Consider the following 21,394-nt stretch of genomic DNA (forward strand, 5'->3'; position numbering starts at 1 on the left):
TCTTTGCGAAGAACTTCACTATAATTGCCAAAAACTATACATTTTGTCAACGCCTAAACACAAAACATTAAATGGGCAGAAAAACCCTTTTTCTTGGGAGCGCTATGGAAGTAACAGAACAAATCAAGGTATTTCAGGAATTTCTCGAGATTCACTACTTAGCAGACCTCCTAGAAGCAGTCCGCGTTGGAGAGACGCATTTTAACATTGATTTTGCCATACTCAGCAAACACTCCCCTGAACTTGCGGATTTGCTCCTTGAACAGCCAGAAGAAGTGACTAAGGCTTGCGAACTTTCTCTTTCCAACTTTGACCTTCCTAAAGAAATAAAAAACTTTCATATTCGCTTCAGGAATCTTCCTGACCAACATAAAATGTTTGTTCGAAACATCAGAAGCGAACATCTCAACAAACTTCTCGTTATTGAAGGAACGATCAGACAGAAATCTGATGTTCGACCACAAGTTACTTCTGCACGCTTTGAATGCCCCAGCTGTGGAAATGTCATGAATGTTCTCCAGCTAGACAGCAAATTCAAAGAACCGAGCAGATGTGGCTGCGGAAGAAAAGGAAAATTCAGGCTTCTCAGCAAAGAACTTATCGATGTTCAGGGAATTGTTCTTGAAGAAGCGACAAAAGATCTTGAAGGTGGCGCGCAGCCAAAACGCATGAACATTCTTCTCAAACAAGATCTTGTTAGTCCGATGTCTGATAAAAAGACAAATCCTGGAACAACACTCCAAATAGTGGGGGTATTGAAAGAAATTCCCATCATTCTTCGCAGCGGCGGACAATCCACAAAATATGATCTCCTTATTGAGGCAAATAACATTATTCCTCTTGAAGAAGACTACAGTAACATTCAAATCAAACCAGAAGAAGAAGAACAAATCAAAAAGCTTTCTGAGGATCCAAAAATCGCACAAAAACTTGCTGCTGCACTTGCGCCAGGGATTTATGGTCATCAAAAAATCAAAGAAGCACTTATTCTCCAATTTGTCGGAGGAGTTAAGAAACTTAAAAATGATGGAGTCATGAGCAGAGGGGATATTCACATTTTATTGATTGGTGATCCAGGATCGGGGAAAACGATTCATGGTGACAGTAAGATCGTTCTTTCTGACGGGACTTATTGTCGCATTAAAGATTTTGTAGAAAAATCTTTTAAAGGATCTGACGAATACTCTACTTACTCAGGAACGGTAAATTCAGTGCCAAGTCTCAATGGGCTTGGACTAGAAATCAATAATCCTATTACTGGACTTTGGAAGAGAAAAGCAACTGCATTATACAAAATAAAAACAAAAACAGGAAAAGAACTGATTTGCACTGAAACAAATCCCCTTTTTACTACGTCATCGGGATATGTTCAAGTAACAAAAACAAAAGACCTTTCTCGTCAGGACTGGATTGCTCTTCCACGCAAAATCTCTCTCGATTGCAAAGAACAAACACTTTCTATCTCTGGAAAAACTATTGTTGTTACCCCTGCTGTTGCGCGTTTCTTTGCATACGTTCTCGCTGAATCATACGCAGTCTATGCACCTGATAAAGGAAAATATGTTATTGAGTTTACAAATACTGATGACGCTCTTCTTTCTGATTTTGCTTCCCTTTCTGAAACACTATTTGGACAAAAGACAAAACAATACAAGAACAAGAGCTGTAAAAAGATATATTTCATGAATAAAAATATCTTAAAAGCGTTTTATAGTCTTGAGCCTGCTATTTTTACAACTTCTTTCAATAAAAAAATCCCCTCCTTCATCATGCGCTCCCCTCTTCCAATTATTTCCTCTTTTTTAGCTGCTTTTTTTGAATGTGATGGCTATGTTGAAAAAAATAAAGGAGTAGGAATAACCCTCGCAAGCAAAGAGATGATTGACCAAATTCAGCACCTTCTTCTTCGCTTTGGCATTATCTCTCATTGTGCTGCTGTTACAAAGTGCGCGACAAACACCGCAAAAAAAACAAAGAGGACCTACTGGAAACTTTTCATTTATGGAACAAATGCACGAATCTTTGGCAAAGAGATAGGTTTTTTATCAATGAGAAAGAATGAAGCTTTGGAAAAAATAAGGAGTTTAGAGGAAAATACAAACGTTGATGTCATTCCTCAGCTTTCTTCAGTTCTCAAAACAGTTCGTGCAAAACTACGGATGACACAATTTCAAATGAATATTCCACGAAGCACGTATCAGCATTTTGAGAGAGGAGACAGAAATCCATCACGAACATCTCTTCAAAGAATAGTCGCTGGTCTTCAAATTAGAGTTTGCGAACTGCTTCTTGTTTTACAAAAAGCTGATGATATTTCTGTCTTTTCTAACAGAGAACTCTATAACGCAAGTCAAGAAGAGATGAGCAGTATCCTTGGCTGTTCCCAAACTCTTGTTTCACACTACGAAACGAATAAAATGCAACAACAGGAAGCATTTGATTACACAACATTGAAACAGAAAGTGTTTACTCTTCTTGATGATGAAATTCTTCTCAAACAACTGAACAATCTTGCACTTCTTTCTACTTCAAACATCTTCTGGGATCAAATAGTATCTATTGAACCTTATCACACAAATGAACCTTACATTTATGATCTTGAGGTTGCGGAAACCCATAACTTCATTGCAAACTCTATTTATGTTCATAACTCCCAATTGTTGAAGCGCGCAGCAGTTGTCGCACCAAAAGCACGGTTTGTTTCTGGAAAAGGAGTCAGCGGCGCCGGACTTACTGCTGCTGTTGTCAAAGATGAATTTCTTCAGGGTTGGAGTTTAGAAGCAGGAGCAATGGTTCTTGCAAACAAAGGAATTCTTATGATCGATGAGATGGATAAAATGACTGACGAAGATAGAAGCGCAATGCATGAAGGAATGGAACAGCAGAGTTTCCACTACGACACTCTTTTCCAATTTGCAGATGGCAGCGAGATGAAGATAGGGGAGTACATTGAATCCCTCTTCCAGAAACATCCTGAAAAAGTTGTCAAGGGAAAAGATTGTTTTATCCTTAAACTCAGCGCGTTTGATAAAAAAATGCTGACTACAGATTGGGAAAAGATTATGGAAACTTCAATAGACAGAGTAAGCAAACACCTTGCACCAGCTTCTTTCATTGAGATTAACCTTATGAATGGCAGAAAAATTATTGTCACCCCTGAACATCCAGTCTTTTGTATAGAACAAGGCAAAATCATTACTAAAGAAGCAAAGGATATTACTCAAACTGATTGGCTTCCTATTCCCCTAAACATTCCTATTTTAGGAGAAGAGCAACTCTTCAATGTTCAAGAGAATGAATTCTATAATGCACGAGCAACACAACACATTGCTGTTCCTATGCACAATGACAAAAATTTCTACAAAATGATTGGTTATCTTCTTGCAGAAGGGTCTAAAGAAGTAAATAGAGGTAAACCTATAGGAATTAACTTCACCAACAATGATTTCTCCCTTATAAAAGATTTTAATGCTGCTGTTTATGATGTGTTCAAGATTCACCCCTATATTCAGAAAACAACTAAAAAAGGGGAGAGCTGCTGGATGACAAGGTATGTTTCTCGAGAGTTATTTGTATTTTTAGAAAAAACTACGCCTGAAGCACTTCGTCACTCAAGGGAAAAAGAAATTCCTGCGCTTTGTATGAAAGGGCGAAAAGAGGACATTGCGACAATGCTTTCCTGTATGTTTGAAGGAGATGGCCATGCAACAAAAAAACAAAGAACAATTCGAATTGGCTATACCTCAACAAGCAAAATACTTTGTGAACAAATTCAAGATTTATTATTACGATTTAAAGTACGAAGTAATCTTATTGAACATAAAAAAGTATGGAAAGTCCTCATTACAGGGTATGAAAATATATTTAGGTTTTATCATAGCATTGGATTCATTACAAAACGGAAGAATAGTGTAATTGAGGACTATGTTTCATCAAACAATAGAGAAATTATACGAACTGTTAAAGATCTAATCCCAAATATACAAGAAGAAATTATTACTCTTTTAGAAAAGCACAATATCACATTAGTAGGGAGAAATACTCTCGCAACGATGAAACATGATTACCTTAAACGAAAAAGAAATATTTCAAGAAGACACCTCCAAAAGATTGTTGTTTTACTTGAAAAAAAGACAAGAGATGAAGATGTAGAAAAAGTTTCTTTTTTGAAGAAACTTGCATTCGGAGAAATTGGTTTTGAAAGCGTACGAAACGTTCGCACCATTCATAACCATAATCAAGAATGGAGCTACGATATCACTGTTGAACCTCACCACACTTTTGTCTCTCAAAACATGATTCTTCATAATACCATTTCTATCTCCAAAGCAAACATTCAAGCAACGCTGCGCTGTGAAACCACTGTTCTTGCTGCAGCAAACCCGAAACTTGGACGCTTTGATCCCTACGAGCCTATTGCAAAACAGATTAACATGCCTCCTGCACTCATCAACCGATTTGATCTTATCTTTAGCATCAAAGATCTTCCTGACAAAGAAAAAGATGAAGAACTTGCGCATTTTATTCTCACGATGCACAAAAAACATGAGACAGAGAATGTTGAAATTGAAACAGAGCTTCTTCGAAAATATCTTATTTACGCACGTCAAAAAGTTGTTCCGCGACTTACTGACCAGGCACTTGAAGAAATCAAAGAATATTATGTGAAAATGCGTTCTTCTGGCTCTTCAGATGACAAAGGTCTTAAAGCAATCCCTATCTCTGCACGACAACTTGAAGCACTTGTTCGACTTTCAGAGGCATGCGCAAAAGTCCGGCTTTCCTCCACCATCACCAGAAAAGACGCGCGAAACGCAATCAACCTGCTTCACTATTGCCTTGAACAGATTGGGCTTGATCCTGAAACAGGGAAAATTGATATTGACAGAATCAGCACAGGGATTACTACTTCAGAACGCGCAAAAATCGTTGGTATTCGTGAAATTATTGGAGAACTTGAACAAAAACTAAACACAAAACAAATTCCTATTGAAGAAATTATTAAAGTAGCACAAGAAAAAGGACTCAACGATGAGAAAGTCAATGAATCTATAGAAAAACTCAAAAGAAGCGGAGATATTTTTGAACCGCGAAAAGGATTTATATCAAGACTTGGTTGACTAATAAATTAGTAACGACGTGAAAGCATGGCAACAACAATTGAACGACAAACTGCATACCTTACCACAATAAGCACGCTTCTTAACGGTAATTTTATCAAAGCAGAAGCGCATATGCAGCCAAGCTTTCTGCGCACTGCATCTGGAAAAGAAATGAGCAGGGTTCATATCATTGCAGTAATCGTTGGATTTGGAGAAGGGAATGAAGCAACACTTGACGACGGTTCTGGGAAAATTACCTGCAGAAGCTTTGACAACCCTACGCTCTTTTCTCCATTTAATCTTGGCGACATTGTCCGCGTTATTGGAAAAGTTCGCGCATTTAACGAACAGCAATACCTTATCCCAGAAATTGTTAAGAAAATAACCAACAAGCAATTTGTGACCTTTCACAAGCTTGCACTTCAATTTCTTGAAGCGCATGAGGAACATGTACTTCCGGGACACTCTGTTCCTACTACTGAACTTGCATCAGAAGAAATCATCTCTGCTGAAGCTGTTGATGAAATCCCCATTGATGCTGATGACAGTACACCACATACTCCTTTTGATGATGTCATTTCCAAGATTAAGGAACTTGATATAGGAGATGGCGCAGGGATTGAACACATTATTGAACTGCTTGGTTCTGACAGCGAAAAGCTCATTCATCACCTTCTTGAAACAGGAGAAATTTTCGAGATACGTCCAGGACGAGTTAAGTTGCTTGATTAAATAAAGAACAACGGCGTTACATAGACTTCCACTACTGCGGCAACAAACAGCACGACTAAAGACATAATCATTAATCCTGCTGAGTCTAACAAAACGCGATCAAACTTTGGTGTTCCGAAATTATGGCGAACGACAGAAATGGAGATTATCCCTCCCGCAAGCCCTGCAATGAAATACGCAAGAATTTCTAAGACTCCATGTGTTGCATAGCGCAGAACCCCCAAAGAAATAACTTGGAAATAATGCGCAGTGCTCAAGTAGCCAAACACAGAAGCAACTGAACCTAGCTGCGAACGGATGAAATCCCCCAGCGCCACACCAATAACTGTTGCATTCCACACTAAAATGAAAATTGCACCGACACCATACACAAACGCAAACAAGATGCAAAAGATGAGGACTTTGAGATTATTCAAGAATATTAATGGAAGCGCATCAGGATTTATGACACTTCCAGATACTCTGCTGTTTACATCCATAATTGCCTGTGTCTGCACATTAAACAAGGCATCTAAATTTTCTTCCGGAGCAAACACATACACCGCAGCACTTGCAACGACAATCCCCGCAAACAAGAACATGAACAAAGAGAGTGCTTTTGCGTGCTCTTTTAACAAATACGTTTCTGAATAGTCCATTTCATCTTTTCTTTCTTCCAATCGCATGGTATTGAAAACAATAGGGATGGATGCCATGACTATGAGAAAAACCATGACTAATGAGGATTGTCCTTCAAACACCCAGACACTGAAGCCTATACCCACCAATGAGAATAAAATGCCAAGAAAAAACATCTGCCATGGCCGCTCTTCTGCAGTCAATGGGGTTACTAATGATTCCAGAACCATTGTTCTTTTTTATTGCTCCAAGTATTTAAAGGTTCACATTTTTTTGGATTAAAAAATAAAGCGAAAAGTTTAAATGATCTTATTTTATTTTCAAATTATGAAAAGTTTAACTCCTTTTTTTTTGATTATAATTATACTTTTTGGTTGTTCCAACCAAGAGATTGAAAAACAAATAAAAATTACAGATAATAAAATAGTTGACTCACAATCTGGATCTGCAGAAGATCTTATTTATCAAACATTAAAAGAAAGAGGAGAACAACTTGCAAAAAAATATCAATTTAGCCCAGATCCTGAGTTTAGAATAGATTATGCCTCAAATCCTTTAATTATGGGTTACACAGATGGGATTCTAAGTTTAGGATATGAGTATCAGACAAAAGAGTTAAAAAATGCTCCTAGCGAAAGGGGATATCTCGCAACAACAGAGGATGGCTTAGAATTTTCAGAAGGAAGGAGATTTACTTCAGAAGAATCTCGTGGACCATTTATTCAACTTGCTGATGGAACATATAAAAGATACAGGGAAAATAATGAAGGATATGTTGTGAGTGAAAGCTCTTCAGATGGTCTTTCTTTTTATCAAGATGCAGGAACACGATATAATTTAAATGAATATGATCAAGGACGGATGGGAGTAAGAACTTTTTTTGTTGATGCAGAAGGAGGGGTTGTTCTTTTGTATAACAGTGATGTTATAGATGAAAATGGGAATGAAATTATTTATGTTCGAAGAGCATATTCTGAACCAGAGAACAATGGAGAAGATTTTGTTTTTGAAGACGACGATGTTCTTGAAATAAAAAACAGTGATGGAATCCCGCTAAGTTTTGCTGATCCACATGCAATTGTATTAGAAGATGGAACAATTTTACTTATTACTATGCATCAAAAACCTGGACCCAAACCTCCTTTAGGAAAAACAGGAACATTATATCTTTTCATAAGCACTGATGGAGGAAGAACATTTGCAGAAGGAGGAGAAATTTTAGATTATACAGATTATTCAGATTTAGAAGTTCGTTCATTAAATGACCCTAAATTTATTTTGCTTGAAGATGGCGCATTGAAACTCTATTTTGCTGCAATGGTCCCTGATGAAACAGATTACAAGTGGATTATTGTTAGTGCAACTGCTCACTACAGCTAGAACATTCCTTGAATTCGAAATGTTTAAAAACAAACCCTCTTTTCTTAGTGTATGGTTGAAGGATATGAAAAATTAGTTGAAAAAGCGTATAAAGTGCTTCCTGAAACAGTTGTGAAAGAAGAGCGATTTACTGTTCCAAAAGTTCGCGGGCATCTTCAAGGAAACAGAACAATTATTAGTAATTTTCATCAGATTGCAGATACACTTGGAAGAAAACCACAACACATTCTCAAATATATTCTCAAAGAACTTGCAGCTCCAGGTGAGTTGAAAAAAAATGGAGTCATTATGGGAACAAAGATTGCTGCTTCCCGAATTAATGAAAAAATTGAACAGTACGTTGAAGAATTTGTTTTGTGCAAAGAATGTAAAAAACCAGACACTAAACTAATCAAAGAAGGCGCTTTTGTTTTCATGAAATGCATGGCATGTGGTGCACGACAGAGTGTCAATGCGAAGATATGATTTAATCACTTTTTCTTAATCGCCTTACTCCTGTTTATTCGCCTTTTGTTTGATCACAATTTATCTCTTTCTTATTTTATAATAAATAGATGAATTGTATTATAGGACTTTGCTAAGCGAGTAATGGAGAACCTTAGCGAGTTTAAGGGATAGTAAGTTATTCTTGCGATCCTTTCACCCAAACCATTTCCCCAACGCTTCTTGGGTTTCCTTGTCTTTACCAAACTCTGCATCAACTCTACGCTGCAACAAATCCAACGTTTGCTTGAGATACGGAGAAACATCATAGGTTTCTGCGAGCTTGATACTTAACGCAAGATACTTAATCACTGAACCTTCTGAAATTGTGAAAATAATTTTCCCACTGCACTTTAGGCACTTTCCTAATAATGGTGGACGGCGATAAGACTCATTACACTTCACACAACGAAATCCTTGCTGAGAAAACTTCCTCAGATTGCCTTTGGTGTCTTTCAAGAAATGCTTTTCAATAACTAATCGTGCAACATCTCGCTCACTCACTGCACGGATTTTCACCGCGAGCTGCATCTGACCATTTACTTTATCTTCCATTGAAGGAAGCTCCTTATACGCAGAACAACTTATTCCAATGTTGATACTTGTTGTGCCATGCGTGAATCCCACTCCTTCATATTGCAGCGGCGTGTTCACTCTATTTTTTATTTGCTCTACTTTGACTGCTTTTGCACTTTGATACTCTTCTGCTGCTTCATACAACTCAATAGGATATTCAAACATCACATCAAGCCCCAACGCCTGATCATCTACTTCTGTTGGAATTAGGCGAGAGGTAAGCACGAGTGGCGCGTCCATTGTTCGTGCGCCAATTCTTGCAGGAAGATATCTTCTTGAAAAATTGAGAAGACCATCTAACAGCAGACTGACGCTTGCTTCATCGCCGTCGCAGTCTCTTCTCAGCGCAGCGTGAAACAGGGGATGCGCAAAGAATCCTTGCGTCTTAGAGAAGCCAACAATTCTCCCCACCATCCCTGCAGAAATATGCGGCGCAAGACAGATGGTTAAATGACCTACAAGATCACTTTTTTTGCTGAGTTTGTAAAATGGCTTCTGCTTATAGACTCGCACTAGTAAATCATCAATGAACTGCGCAGTTCTAAATAATACTGCATCCGCTGGTTCATTAAGCGCATCTGTTGCTGCAGGAAGAACAACATCCTGCGGATATAGTTCAAGCACTTGCTCAGGATTTTCCAACAGCTTTCCATCAATATCTTTTTCATAGCCCATTTCTAGAAGTTTCTCCACAGAAGTGCCTACTTCTGCTGGTTTAAAATGAGTAAGAGGTAATTCACTCATGTCATAACGGATTGTGCCGTCCTTATTGACATAGACATCGTGCTTTGCACGCAGAATTGCTTTTCCTATATATTCAACAACGTGATCTTCGTTGCTTGTTCCTTTAATTCCTTTGATCAACGAAGGGACACTCTCCAACTGCATATATTTTACTGCAGTTGAAAATTCTGGTTCGATAGGCAGCTCTATTTTTTTATACTGTTTTGCTTTTCCATGAACCTTGCAGATTGGCTCAGGAATTTTTCCACAGAGCTGACAAAAGAAAAATTGTTTTGCTTTTTTGTTACATGCATAACAAAACCCATGAACACTCTCTTTCTCACAAGAAGAACAGACAAATACTGGAAAATCTGCTGTTACTTTTTTTGCTTCCAAGGCAGCCTGAAATGATCGTAACCTGCCTCCTTCACTGCCTATAGGGAATAATCCATGCGGAGATCCTGTTAACTCCCTGATCTTTGCTTTTTCAGGGCGGCCCATTCGCGCACCAATAGTTGTTCCTGCTTTATCTTTCATTTCTATTTTTGCAAAGAAGTTAATATTTTCGAGCACTGTTTTTGCTTTGTCATACGCTTTTTGCGTCTTTTCAATGTCTTCATACTTTTCTATTCCCAATGAAAATAAAAATGCAGCTGCGTCATCTTTTTCTATCACAATAAATTCATTATTTACAAGAATATGAGGAATCCCAAGAAGCTCGATTGTCTGTTTTATAGAGGGGGTGTTTTTTATTGTCACTTTTTCTTCCAGCATTTTCATCTCTGGCAATGCATGCACAAGCTCTTCAAACTGCTCCTGCGTTATTTGCGTCCAATAATATGTATAGCGAGGATGCAGCGGCACATTATACTTTTTACTGAGCGCAATCATATCTTTGCATGTTTTCTGCTGCTTTGGATCTCTGATATGATTTCGCATTTCTTCTGAAAGATCTTCCTGCTGCTTCTTCATTTCTCTTCGCAACTGTTGCACATACCAATCTTCATTGTATCCACAAGGAACGAGCACATGACCATTTTCTGAAAAATCTCCATAATTAAATAAGATATCTCCTATATAGATAATTTGTTTTACTTTGTCCTTGCATGCTTTTGCTTCTTCTATTGTTTCTATAATTCGCACAGACCCCTCTTCAAGTAACACTACTGGCCCATGGACCATATCACATGCTGTGATTGCTGCTGCTTTTCCTGGACGTTCTACTTTTAACTGTGTTCCAATCGCAACGAACTTGTCAAGCACAAGCATTGTTGCAGGATTTATTGCTGCTGCAGAAAACCCTGATGTTCTCGCTCTTCCATACCGCAAACGGAATCCTCCTTTCGCCATAGGAAATGTCAAGACAGGACGACCTGCAACCATATCTGCAATAAATGTATAGTTTGGAGAAAGTTTTTCTTTTTTTTGTTCTCCTCCCGAAGGTTTCTTTTTTGCCTTAATGTCTTTCTGCAACTTGAGAAATTCTCCCAGAAAATCCCAATCCATTCCAAAATCTTTCCCCCATTCTTCGAGACGCTTCCAGAGTTTTGGCGCTTTCTGTGAGAGTCCTTCTGCGAGAACAAGACAAATTCCTCCACGAATTTTATTTGTTTCTACTCTTGGTGTATCTTTGTAATTAGAAACATCTTTTGTTTCTGTTGGCTCCCCATCTACTTGCACTGGTAAATGACGCATTAAGAAATCAAGTTCTTCCAGAGAAGGAAGATATTGGAGGTTGGTGACTCGCTCATGATAATCATAGATCTCTCCTTTGTATCTATTTATTTCTTTTTCTGAAGGATCATACTTTGCATAACCCATCTGCACACGAATATAATCTGTCAAGAGCAATGAGAATGCCGCTGCTGTTCCTCCTGCACCACGAATTGGTCCTGCATAACAAGGAACAAAGTATTCTTTCCCATCATATGTCTGTCGTATTTTTAATCCTGTAAAACCCTCGAGCGGTGCTGCAACAATTCCTGCTGTCTGATACGCAAAACCTGTTCTTATTCCTACTTCCATCGCTTCTTTCTTATCTTTGAACTTGCAGAATTTTTCGCTCGCTACTTCCAGCGCAATTTTGAGCGCAACACGCCAGTCCATTGGTTCATACTCTTTTTCCAGCTCGATAATTCGCTCTGTGACTCCTGAACCTACGAGCTGCTGCGCAACAACGCTGATGAGTCCTTCTACCCGCTCTGCCATATTTTTTGCAAGTTTTATGTCTACTCTGTCATCAGCATCAAACCCCATTTCTTTCGCAGCTTTCGCTTTATCATACTCATAAAGAACTTCTTTTTCAATACTTTCAAAATATTTTTGCATGCGCTCTGATGTTGCTGTCATAGTACTTACTCCATAAACCTAAGGATTTTTACTTCTCTTGTTTGTAAATTCACTAGTGGAACTCGCGCAGGTTCTGGATTGTGCCCCATTTTTTCCTGAAACGCTGTTTTCCCCTGCCAACAACTTCCACAAATCAATGTAATATTTCTATAATTTGAAACAGATGTTTTATGCAGATGACCTGTCGCAAAGATATCTGGAATTTTTCCAATCACCATAGGATCAGAATCTCTAAAAGGAATATACATACACGACGCGTGGGTCGGCGCAAGATGGCGGCGCTGTAGCAGATATTTCATCACGAGATCCGCCCTATCATACCCCCCATTATTCCTAATTTCATCCACATTCGCAATATAATAATCAAAACTGTACCCATGATACATCAGCACAGTAATCCCTGGAAATCCTTCTGTCTTTCCTACATTAACTAGTGCAGGGTTACTCACCATCACTGCGTTCGGAAGATCATACAATGGTTTTGCCATATCTTCGTACAGCGGAAGCTGCGGCTCTGCCAAGCGCATTGCATCGTGATTGCCAGGACACATAATTATTTTCATGTGTTTTGGAATTTGCGCAAGCAATGTGCCACATGCTGCATATTGATTATAAATATTAGTTATCTCTAAATCATTTTCTTGCCCAGGATAAATTCCAACTCCATCAACAATATCTCCTACAATAAAGATATATTTTATCTTATTTACTAACGCACGTTGCTTTTCATCACCCATCTCGCCGTTGATCCACTTCAGGAATTTTTCAAACGCCGCAGTAAGAAATTGTTTTGACCCTACATGAATATCAGACAGAAAAATAGCATACTCTTCTATAGGTGATTTTTTTAACTCATTATAGACAGGAACTTCTGGCCAGATTATTTTTTCGACAAAAATAATTCCTTTTCCTGCAACTCCTACCACTCCAATCACTTCGTCAAGCACTAATGATTTTCCCCCTTCATAAAGTTCTTTTTTACTCTTTGAAATGAGCGCTTTTATTTCTCCTGTGCTGTCTTCTAATGCAATAATAATATTCTTATTTTTAGTTTCTTCAATTTTTTTAACAAGACCAATGACTGCTACTGGCTCCCTCTCTTCTTTCTGCAACGCGCGCTTGACGACAGTGACATTATCTAATTCCTGCCTTCCACGCAACAGCCGCTCAAGTGTTTTGTATCGTTCATTAAAATAAGAGACAAAATCCTGAATCTCTTTATTTACTTCCTTTGCGGTAAAGCTTGAAACAATTGTGACTATTCCTTCTTTTGTTTCTTCCTCATTTTTGGCATCCAGGAGTACTTCACTTTTTTCTTGGTTGAGAGTGGTTGCTTCTACGTCTGCTTCTTTATTTCGAAATTGGGTCGAATACCCCACAGCTTGCTGTGACCCAATTTCGTAATCCCGCGAACTCGCCGTATTGCGAGCTGGAAATACCCCGCAGCTTGCTGCGATTGGGGTACCAGCGGGCGGCGAGTTCGTGTTATTTTCTTTTTCTGCGGAAGTAGTTCTTTGTTCTTTTTGTTTTTCTTGTTGTAAATAAGAGAAGATCATTTTCCTTATATTGTCATCATCTTTATTTTGTATGTCTGCATATAATTTTTCTGTTTTTTGGTCACTCTGTTCTTTTATCATTGCCATGAGCTTTCCTGTCACAAGAATTTTTTTCGCAAGAAGTAATTGCACAAGCTCTTTTTTTGTCGTCATTTTCTTCACACTACACTAAATGCGCTACTCCACATTTAAACTCTGCTGAAGTATAGTCATTATTTTTGGCTTAATTGTTTGCGGAATAGCAACAGAAATCTCGCGCGTTCTTCCAAATCTTCCTTTTGAAACAACTTTCGCGTTTATAATTCCAAGCATATCCAACTCCGCAATAATATCAGAAACTCTTCTTTGCGTTAATGGATATAAACCTACTTTCACACACAATGTTTTGTAGACATCATACACATCCCCTGTATAAATAATAGCATTCTTCTCATTATACAAGGAAAAAATCGCATAGAGTGTGGTCTGCTGCTGCCGCGGCTGCGTTTTGACAATATCAATAACTCTATCTCTTTCAATTTTTTCTTCTGCATTGTCTATGTGCGCTATCTTTACTGTCTGTTCTCCATTTCTCTCCGCAATTTCTCCCGCAACACGAAGCAACTCAAGAGCTCTTCTCGCATCCCCGTGTTCTCGTGCCGCATACGCTGCACATTTTTCCAAAACCCCTGATTCAATAATATTTTCTTTAAATGCGTGCGTTGCCCTTCTCCGTAAAATATCTTGAAGCTGAAGCGCATTATATGGCGCAAAAATTACTTCTTCCTCACTCAAAGAAGATTTTACCCGTGGATCCAAATGATCTGTAAAAACAAGATCATTAGAAATTCCAATAATACACAGCTGGCTTTTTTTGAGATTTGTATTAATTCTCGTTAGGTTATAGATAATTTCATCTCCTACTTTTTTTATTAACTGATCTATTTCATCTAAAATCAACATGATGAGCTGTTCTTTGTCATCCACTGCACTAAAAAATATTTTATACACTTCATCTGTCGGAAGTCCTGTTGCCGGAATATCTTTATTGAACTCTCTCGCAAGCTGCGCAATAACCCTATATTCTGTATCCGCAATTCGACTCAACTTACAATTAATATATACTGTCTTTAAAGGAATGTTTCGCTCCTCTGAGAGTCTTCTTATTTCTGCCGCAGTATATATCGCAGTGACTGTTTTCCCAGTTCCTGTTTTTCCATAAAGAAAAACATTCGATGGTCGTTCCATGCGCAGCGCGGGAGCAAGAATCTTTGCAAGTTGATTGATTTCTTCATCCCTATGAAGCAACGCATCTGGTGTATAAGAAGATTGTAATACTTTTTTATCTTTGAAAATAGACACCTGACTTAAAAATTTCTCAAATATATTGTTTAACCCCTTTTCTTCCATATAATTCCATAGGAAACCAAGGTTTATATAGTTTTTTAATTCATTTTTTTTACCCCTTTTCCACAACAACTTATCGAGGATAACAAGAGCGTGGAAAATAGGTAATGGGCCCTCCCCCCTTGATTTCTACTGGAGATGGAAGTTGAGGAGTTAGAGAGGTTCGAAGGTGTTGTTTAGAAGGCGCGGTTTAGAGGTGGTGCGTTTTGTTGATAATATTAAATATATGAAATAGATACGTGGTGTAGATATACAAGATAGACGTACGAAGAAGCATTATACAAATTATGAAAGAATAGTAAAGTACAACAAACAAAAAATAATCTAATTCATTTTGCCTTTTTTGTTACTCTTAATTTATAGTTAATATTATTTTATTGTTTTACTTCTATTATTTAACAATTTCACTATAATTCTTTTTTCATTATTAATTTCATTATCTATTTATTTTATTATATTTTTATTGTTATTTATTATTAATTTTATATTTATTGATTTTATTTTATTATTTATTATATTATTAATTTTATCATCTATTGATTTTATTATTTATTATTCTATTTATTTTATTATATTTTTATTGTTATTTATTATTAATTTTATATTTATTGATTTTATTTTATTGTTTATTATATTATTAATTTTATCATCTATTGATTTTATTATTTATTATTCTATTATATTATTATTATTTTCTATATAGAAATTAATTATATTATTATATTATCCTTGATTTCTCATGGAAAACAAAAATAATGAACGTAACTCTATTATCAAAATTTTCTTTGTTTTTTATTTTGTTTAGCACTTTTTATTTTTAATTTCTTTCTTATTTATTTCTTTTTTTTCGTCGACAAAACCACAATTACTCCTTTTTCTTCTTTTCCTTCCTTCTTTCTCTTCTTTCTTTTTTATTCCACTTTCTTTTTTAGAAATAGTATTTCCATAAGAAATGATGGGGTGAGGGGCTACAAAAAGAAGACTTTCTCTTTTTTCTCCTTTTTCGTTACCTTTGTTGAGTAAAAAGAAAGCTTTTTATATACCACTATATATAAAAACAAATATTAAGCGGGTTTTAGAAAGAGGTGTTTATCGTTATGGCAACAGAAGCAGTATCTTTAGAAGTCATTATCCTTGCTATTATTGTTGGAACGCTTGCAGCAATTGTCTACAGTTTGCGCATTCTTGTTCTTCTCGAACGGCGCATTGCTCGTTGAACACCAAGAAGCGGTTATTGAGAAAAAGCTTGGCATCAAAGTAGGAAAAAAATCCAAAAAGAAAAAATAGTTTGCTTCTTTTTACTCTTTTTATTTATTTTACTTTGCTCAGGCGGTCACTATGAAATTTACTCAAGTAGTTAAGGACATTAAAACATTGCGGATTCAAGGAGCAGAAGGGGTAGCTCGCGAAGGAGTACGTTCATTACTTCTTGTTTTAAAAGAGTCTCACGCAGTCACTCATGAAGCAGTTCTTGCAGAGCTTTATCATGCTCGTGATCAACTTATTGCTGCACGACCAACAGAGCCTTGTCTGCGAAACGCACTCGCTTATGTTTTTCATAACATTTATTCTTACGATGAACACCATTCTTTATTTCAAATGCTTACGCAGCGTATCAATGAGGTTATTCTCTTTTTCGATACCTCAAAACAGAAAATAGCACAACTTGGTGCCGCAAAGATTCGACACAAGAGTATTGTGTATACACATTGTCATTCTTCCACTGTTGTTGCTATACTTCTTGCTGCAAAAAAACAAGGGAAAAAATTTACTGTTCATAACACAGAAACACGACCTCTTTTTCAGGGAAGAAAAACTGCAACAGAGCTTGTTGCAGCAGGTATTCCTGTCAAATATTTTGTGGATAGCGCAGCAGGGATTGCAATGAAAGAAGCACACCTCGCGCTTTTTGGAAGCGACGCGATTACTTCGTACGCAGTGTACAATAAAATTGGTTCAGGTATTTTTGCTGAATTATTAACTGCACGGAAAATTCCTCTTTATATTTGTTCGGATGCATGGAAATTTGACAGCCACGCAAGCAAACGGCATAAGGAAGTGGTTGAAATGCGACCACCTTACGAGATTTGGCAGGATGCTCCTCGCGGGGTTGTTGTTGAAGATCCTGCATTTGAAGCAATTATCCTGCCTGATGTGAAGGCGTTTATTACAGAGCTTGGTGTGCAATCTCCTTCTGTGTTTTTGAAAGATGTGAAGAAGAAGTATAATTGGATGCAATAATTTATAATTGTGCTTAGGCATCGGTTATTTATGAAAAAAATAATGAAATATGGGTTAGTCATCGTCCGCGATCACAAATTTCTCATTAACCGAAAAAAAGGAACCACATTATTTTTAATGCCTGGCGGCAAACCTGAACAAGGAGAGTCTGTTGAAGCGTGCCTTATTCGTGAAATTAAAGAAGAACACAAATGCACAGTAGTTCCTAAGAGTATTTCTTTCTTTGGATCCTTTGAAGATGTTGCAGCAAATGAGCTTAATACTGTTGTTTGCATCAATCTCTACTTAGGCACTATTATTGGTGCTCCTCATATTTCTTCTGAAATTGAAGAACAGCGCTGGTTTGGAAAAGGCGATGATCCCACTATTCTTTCTCCTATTATTCGCAATAAGATTTTGCCTGTGTTACTTGAGAAGAAGATTATTTAGTGCTTCCTATTTTTTCTGTTCTTGTTTTTTACTCGAACTTTCCTATCACTTCGTTGAACAGTAATCCTTTGAGTTTAATATTCTCTGTGGTAATTACCGCGCATCGTTCTGTTAATTCTAAATTTTCCATGCTCATGAAATGCCACGCAGTTTTTGCGAAACGGACCGCAATCCATGGTTCTGCGCCAAATAATTTTGCGAATGTTTGGAGTTGTTCGACGTCTTCTTTTGGTATGTATACAGACTCATTTTTGACGCTTTTACATTCAATAACTAACTTTCTTAACGCATTGCCCGCAAGAATGTCCGCAGAAGGATATTGTGTATTTCCTGAGCCAGCTACTCGCACTGCTGCCCACTCTTTTGTTCCCCAGAATAGATGGATCAGCTCTCGTTCATAAGAAATACCTTTGCTTTTTCTGCTCATCTCCTTATTCTTGTTTTTCTTATTTATATGTGCTTTCTTTCCAGTATTTTTTACAAAAGGATTCCATTCCTCTTATTAAAGGATGACACACTCTTCTTGTTCCTATATCCATCTCTTCTCCTGCTTCTTTTTTCCACTTATTTATTTCTTGCCCATATGTTCTTACTTCTTCATCCATCCAGTGTCTCACGTTCTGGTTTCTTCTTACTCTCTCATAAGAAATGATTCTTCTCACATCAAATCTTCCAGCACTTATTTCTTCATACGGTATATTTACAATTCCTTCGCTAATGTCTCTTTCCATATCTCTTATAGAATATAAATGTCCCATACTATATACTATCTCAGGAATTTCATCACCTCGAACACTCGCTCTTGCAATCATTAATGAGATATTTACTACTGGCGTAAATGTATCGTCGTAATATTGCTCAATTCTTTCTCTTGAAAGGAACTGTGTGCGTTGACTTCTTTCATAATCAAATAACATTGCATCTGTTACTCTTTCAAACTCATTTTCAGGGTTGTCTCCTCCTCTCTTTCTTTTCTCTATTCCTTTTATTGCATATTTGTATAATTCTATTATTTTGTTTTTTGATTTTCCTCCTTTCATTGCGTCTTTTATTTCTTCTACATATCCTTTTGGGTCTTCTGTTATTTTTCTGTCTCCATCAAGAACGTCATCGATATGTCTGCAGAAAAAGTACGCGGCTCTCATCAGCTTTGCTCCTTCTGGATCAAAAATACTCTTTCCATACATATGCGCAAGGAGTAGCCAATATTTACTGTCGCGTTGTGCAAGCGCAATTGCTTCTTCTAGGCAAATTATCTCAACATCCATGTTTGCTTGGTTTTTCACTTTCTTTACATACTTATTGTTCTTTTCAACAAATTATATATAGCTGTTCGCTCTTTTATGCACTATGACAAAACGTGGCATTCCTCTCGCAGCAATTGACGTCCTCATCAAAAAAGCAGGCGCCGATAGAGTGAGCGATGACGCGAAAATGGCACTCAAAAAAATAGTAGAGAATCAGGCAACTGAAATAGCAAGCTACGCAATCAAGTTTGCCCATCACGCAGGAAGAAAAACAGTTAAGGCAGGCGATGTGAAGCTTGCATTGAAAAGTCCTTAAACAGTCAATTTCATTCCATCATACGCGAGAATAACATTTGGAAAAACATCTTTTGCTTCTTCTTCAATCTCTGCTTTTTCTTTATATCGCTGTGAGAAATGGGTGAGGATGAGTTTTTTTACATTTGTGGTGTGCGCAATCAATGCTCCTTGTTTGATGGTGAGATGTTTATACTGCTCTGCTTTTTCCGCTTCTTTTTCCATAAAGGTTGCCTCACAGATTAAGACATCCACTCCTTCTGCAATTTCCAGACAATTTTTACACTGCCCTGTGTCTGTAATAAACCCAATATGTTTTCCTGGTACAATGTATGTGGTGTCTTTCGGAGAAATTTTTTTGCCTCCCTGTGTTATTGCTTTGTTTTGCTGGAGCTTTCCAAGTAATGGTCCTTCTGGAATTCCCAGCTTTCTTATTTTTGCAATGTCAATCCTTCTTTTATCTCGCTCTCTGAACTTAAATCCAAGACAGGGAATACTGTGTTCCATGGGAAACGCGTCTATCTCAAAATTTTCTGTTTTGATGAATATTCCATTGCTTACTTCCTTAATACTCATGTTGAGCTTGTTGTCAAACGGAAATGCGATAAGCATTGCTTCTATCTGTTTTTTGCAGCCTTTTGGTCCGTAAATTTCTAATGTACTGTCTTTTTTTGCGTACTCTGACGCGCTCAATGTTTGTAACAATCCTGGAAGACCAAGCACATGGTCTCCATGCCAATGGCTAATAAGAATTTTTGTTATTCTTGTTGCGGTTTCTTCTGCTATTTTGAACTGCCGCTGGGTGCCTTCTCCACAATCAATCAATATTCCTTCTCCTTCATATTTGAGAAAGATACTACTATGATTTCTTTCCTTTGTGGGCACCATCGCGCTTGTTCCTAAAAAGACGAGTTCCATGTTTCTTTGTTTTGGTTTGTCGTATATATAGTTTGCCTCTTCAAGTGTCATCTGATTCAGAAAATGAAAATATCTACTTTTCATAAAAAATAAGGATACATAGGGATTTTCAAGGACTGTAAGGCGATTATTTGCTCAGCAACAAAAAAATACACGCACCAACAAGACTTTTTACTGTCAGGGGGACCCATGAACCGAAGTATAGCAGACGCAATAAATTATCATCACTTGTTTGCGTCTGCGGAATAGTGAACGCACTATTTTTATTACAATAATTTGGTGCGTTCACTATAACGAATGAAAAAAAAGAAATATGGAAGAGAAATTCGGTGAATGGGGTATTTTTTAGAAATGGAAGAAAAACAATATCTCGCTCGAAAGATAGGATGGCACTAAAAATCCAAAGCTATATATAGATAAAATGCGGTAAACAGGTTTAAAATGGCAAAAAAACAGAAACAGCAAAAGCCAAAACATATTCAAGCATTTTTCTTTTTTGGTATCTTTCTTCTTGGACTCTATATCGTCAGTGTCGCAAACGGAATGAATGGGGTTACTGGCGCGGTTACTGCTGAGGAGATTTTTACCAATGATCTTCTTTCTACTTACAAAGAGACGTATAATGAGAAAGCTAACGGACTTCCTGATATTCTTTTTACTTTTTTTGGCGATGATGTGGTGAATGTTTACCTTACTGATCTTGATCATCATCTTTATGCTGTGCTTGATGCGGGGGAACTTATTGAACTTGAAAACGGCGAGCAAGAAGATCCTTCTTTTGAAATGACGACGACCTATGATACGCTTGTTTTATTACAGCAAGGGGATTTGGAGATTTCTGACGCTGTTGATCAAGGGCTTGTTTCTTTTAGTTCTGATAGTTTTGTCAAAGAAGCGGAGATTTCGACTGTGCTCTACAGCATTGATATTTATTCGTTGTTTGCGGAAGAAGAGTAAGTCTTATTTGCTTAGGATAATAATTCTATCTTCTTAACTTTATCTTGAAAGCCTGAAATAAATTTTAACAAATCTCTCTCTTTTAATGTCTTGAGCCAAGCTTCAAATCTTCTTGCTTGGGTTTCATTAGAAAACTCTCGAAAATATACTAGTCTGTTTGTTGGATATCTCATTTTTAACTCAATAAGTCTTGAATTCAAATCGTTTGTATATCCTATTTTATAATTAGTAGTATTATAAACCATAACATATACAGTATGGATGGACTGACCCCCTAAAAAAGGACACATAGTTAAGTTACTATTTTCTACCAAAGTATGGAGGTCTGAAAATGGGGTCACGCAGAGCATTTACCAGAGATTTTAAACGTAAAGTTGTAGATGAACTTGACTTTCGACCAGTA

At 37.2% G+C, this 21,394-nt stretch carries 16 protein-coding genes; 8 read left to right on the top strand and 8 right to left on the bottom strand.

The annotated features are described in order from the left end of the window. Positions 1–104 precede the first annotated feature (104 nt). On the top strand, positions 105–5,120 hold the full coding sequence (locus tag HZC31_05055) for a hypothetical protein (GenBank protein ID MBI5002729.1): 5,016 nt from the start codon (positions 105–107) through the stop codon (positions 5,118–5,120). A gap of 27 nt (positions 5,121–5,147) precedes the next feature. Beyond that, the gene (locus HZC31_05060) at positions 5,148–5,834 is read left to right on the top strand and encodes a hypothetical protein (protein MBI5002730.1); all 687 of its coding nucleotides are present in this window, start codon (positions 5,148–5,150) and stop codon (positions 5,832–5,834) included. Here the strand turns inward: HZC31_05060 and HZC31_05065 are convergent. Next, the gene (locus HZC31_05065) at positions 5,831–6,682 is read right to left on the bottom strand and encodes a stage II sporulation protein M (GenBank protein MBI5002731.1); all 852 of its coding nucleotides are present in this window, start codon (positions 6,680–6,682) and stop codon (positions 5,831–5,833) included. The two genes, HZC31_05060 and HZC31_05065, sit on opposite strands and share 4 nt — an antisense overlap. Positions 6,683–6,779: 97 nt before the next feature. On the opposite strand from HZC31_05065, the gene HZC31_05070 reads away from it, so the two are divergent. Together HZC31_05070 and HZC31_05075 are read left to right on the top strand one after the other, a co-directional pair. Next, positions 6,780–7,832, top strand: a complete 1,053-nt coding sequence (locus tag HZC31_05070) for an exo-alpha-sialidase (protein ID MBI5002732.1) — start codon at positions 6,780–6,782, stop codon at positions 7,830–7,832. 51 nt (positions 7,833–7,883) lie between these two features. After that, positions 7,884–8,297: a translation initiation factor IF-2 subunit beta gene (locus tag HZC31_05075; GenBank protein MBI5002733.1), complete on the top strand. Its 414-nt coding sequence runs from the start codon at positions 7,884–7,886 to the stop codon at positions 8,295–8,297. A 174-nt stretch (positions 8,298–8,471) separates the two neighbouring features. Here HZC31_05075 and HZC31_05080 read toward each other — a convergent pair whose 3' ends face one another. The 3 genes from HZC31_05080 to HZC31_05090 are packed head-to-tail and all read right to left on the bottom strand — an operon-like array spanning position 8,472 to position 14,908. Continuing rightward, positions 8,472–11,963, bottom strand: a complete 3,492-nt coding sequence (locus HZC31_05080; protein MBI5002734.1) for a DNA polymerase II large subunit — start codon at positions 11,961–11,963, stop codon at positions 8,472–8,474. A gap of 5 nt (positions 11,964–11,968) precedes the next feature. Continuing rightward, entirely contained in the window at positions 11,969–13,672 is a 1,704-nt protein-coding gene (locus tag HZC31_05085) for a DNA-directed DNA polymerase II small subunit (protein ID MBI5002735.1), read from the bottom strand. Positions 13,673–13,696: 24 nt separating this feature from the next. Continuing rightward, positions 13,697–14,908 (bottom strand): ORC1-type DNA replication protein, encoded by a 1,212-nt coding sequence (locus tag HZC31_05090; protein ID MBI5002736.1) that lies wholly within the window; start codon positions 14,906–14,908, stop codon positions 13,697–13,699. Positions 14,909–16,243: 1,335 nt separating this feature from the next. On the opposite strand from HZC31_05090, the gene HZC31_05095 reads away from it, so the two are divergent. Next, positions 16,244–17,146, top strand: coding sequence for a translation initiation factor eIF-2B (locus tag HZC31_05095; GenBank protein MBI5002737.1), 903 nt, complete (start codon positions 16,244–16,246; stop codon positions 17,144–17,146). A 30-nt stretch (positions 17,147–17,176) separates the two neighbouring features. After that, a complete protein-coding gene (locus tag HZC31_05100; GenBank protein MBI5002738.1) occupies positions 17,177–17,575 on the top strand; it encodes an NUDIX domain-containing protein in 399 nt (132 codons plus the stop codon). Between the two features lie 28 nt (positions 17,576–17,603). On the opposite strand, the gene HZC31_05105 is transcribed toward HZC31_05100, so the two are convergent. Both HZC31_05105 and HZC31_05110 read right to left on the bottom strand, forming a co-directional pair. Further along, positions 17,604–18,002 carry a Holliday junction resolvase gene (locus HZC31_05105; protein ID MBI5002739.1) on the bottom strand — a complete coding sequence of 133 codons (399 nt, stop codon included), beginning with the start codon at positions 18,000–18,002 and terminating at the stop codon, positions 17,604–17,606. Positions 18,003–18,021: 19 nt separating this feature from the next. Beyond that, positions 18,022–18,843, bottom strand: a complete 822-nt coding sequence (locus tag HZC31_05110) for a squalene/phytoene synthase family protein (GenBank protein ID MBI5002740.1) — start codon at positions 18,841–18,843, stop codon at positions 18,022–18,024. 82 nt (positions 18,844–18,925) lie between these two features. Here HZC31_05110 and HZC31_05115 point away from each other — a divergent pair, with 82 nt between their 5' ends. Further along, the gene (locus tag HZC31_05115; protein MBI5002741.1) at positions 18,926–19,138 is read left to right on the top strand and encodes a histone family protein; all 213 of its coding nucleotides are present in this window, start codon (positions 18,926–18,928) and stop codon (positions 19,136–19,138) included. Here HZC31_05115 and rnz read toward each other — a convergent pair. Beyond that, positions 19,135–20,034 (bottom strand): ribonuclease Z, encoded by a 900-nt coding sequence (gene rnz / locus HZC31_05120; GenBank protein MBI5002742.1) that lies wholly within the window; start codon positions 20,032–20,034, stop codon positions 19,135–19,137. The genes HZC31_05115 and rnz overlap by 4 nt on opposite strands. 441 nt (positions 20,035–20,475) lie before the next feature. Here rnz and HZC31_05125 point away from each other — a divergent pair, with 441 nt between their 5' ends. Beyond that, complete coding sequence (locus HZC31_05125) at positions 20,476–20,991, top strand: hypothetical protein (protein ID MBI5002743.1); 516 nt, start codon at positions 20,476–20,478, stop codon at positions 20,989–20,991. Positions 20,992–21,002: 11 nt separating this feature from the next. Here the strand turns inward: HZC31_05125 and HZC31_05130 are convergent, their stop codons facing one another. Further along, a complete protein-coding gene (locus HZC31_05130; protein ID MBI5002744.1) occupies positions 21,003–21,164 on the bottom strand; it encodes a hypothetical protein in 162 nt (53 codons plus the stop codon). Positions 21,165–21,394 lie beyond the last annotated feature (230 nt).

Source organism: Candidatus Woesearchaeota archaeon (assembly GCA_016214075.1).
In the GTDB taxonomy this organism is placed as follows: domain Archaea; phylum Nanobdellota; class Nanobdellia; order Woesearchaeales; family DSVV01; genus JACRPI01.

Excerpts from the sequence above, each read along its gene's own strand:
- HZC31_05055 (MBI5002729.1), top strand. The coding sequence starts at position 105 with ATGGAAGTAACAGAACAAATCAAGGTATTTCAGGAATTTCTCGAGATT.
- HZC31_05060 (MBI5002730.1), top strand. The coding sequence starts at position 5,148 with ATGGCAACAACAATTGAACGACAAACTGCATACCTTACCACAATAAGC.
- HZC31_05065 (MBI5002731.1), bottom strand. The coding sequence starts at position 6,682 with ATGGTTCTGGAATCATTAGTAACCCCATTGACTGCAGAAGAGCGGCCA.
- HZC31_05070 (MBI5002732.1), top strand. The coding sequence starts at position 6,780 with ATGAAAAGTTTAACTCCTTTTTTTTTGATTATAATTATACTTTTTGGT.
- HZC31_05075 (MBI5002733.1), top strand. The coding sequence starts at position 7,884 with ATGGTTGAAGGATATGAAAAATTAGTTGAAAAAGCGTATAAAGTGCTT.
- HZC31_05080 (MBI5002734.1), bottom strand. The coding sequence starts at position 11,963 with ATGACAGCAACATCAGAGCGCATGCAAAAATATTTTGAAAGTATTGAA.
- HZC31_05085 (MBI5002735.1), bottom strand. The coding sequence starts at position 13,672 with ATGACGACAAAAAAAGAGCTTGTGCAATTACTTCTTGCGAAAAAAATT.
- HZC31_05090 (MBI5002736.1), bottom strand. The coding sequence starts at position 14,908 with ATGGAAGAAAAGGGGTTAAACAATATATTTGAGAAATTTTTAAGTCAG.
- HZC31_05095 (MBI5002737.1), top strand. The coding sequence starts at position 16,244 with ATGAAATTTACTCAAGTAGTTAAGGACATTAAAACATTGCGGATTCAA.
- HZC31_05100 (MBI5002738.1), top strand. The coding sequence starts at position 17,177 with ATGAAAAAAATAATGAAATATGGGTTAGTCATCGTCCGCGATCACAAA.
- HZC31_05105 (MBI5002739.1), bottom strand. The coding sequence starts at position 18,002 with ATGAGCAGAAAAAGCAAAGGTATTTCTTATGAACGAGAGCTGATCCAT.
- HZC31_05110 (MBI5002740.1), bottom strand. The coding sequence starts at position 18,843 with ATGGATGTTGAGATAATTTGCCTAGAAGAAGCAATTGCGCTTGCACAA.
- HZC31_05115 (MBI5002741.1), top strand. The coding sequence starts at position 18,926 with ATGACAAAACGTGGCATTCCTCTCGCAGCAATTGACGTCCTCATCAAA.
- rnz (MBI5002742.1), bottom strand. The coding sequence starts at position 20,034 with ATGGAACTCGTCTTTTTAGGAACAAGCGCGATGGTGCCCACAAAGGAA.
- HZC31_05125 (MBI5002743.1), top strand. The coding sequence starts at position 20,476 with ATGGCAAAAAAACAGAAACAGCAAAAGCCAAAACATATTCAAGCATTT.
- HZC31_05130 (MBI5002744.1), bottom strand. The coding sequence starts at position 21,164 with ATGAGATATCCAACAAACAGACTAGTATATTTTCGAGAGTTTTCTAAT.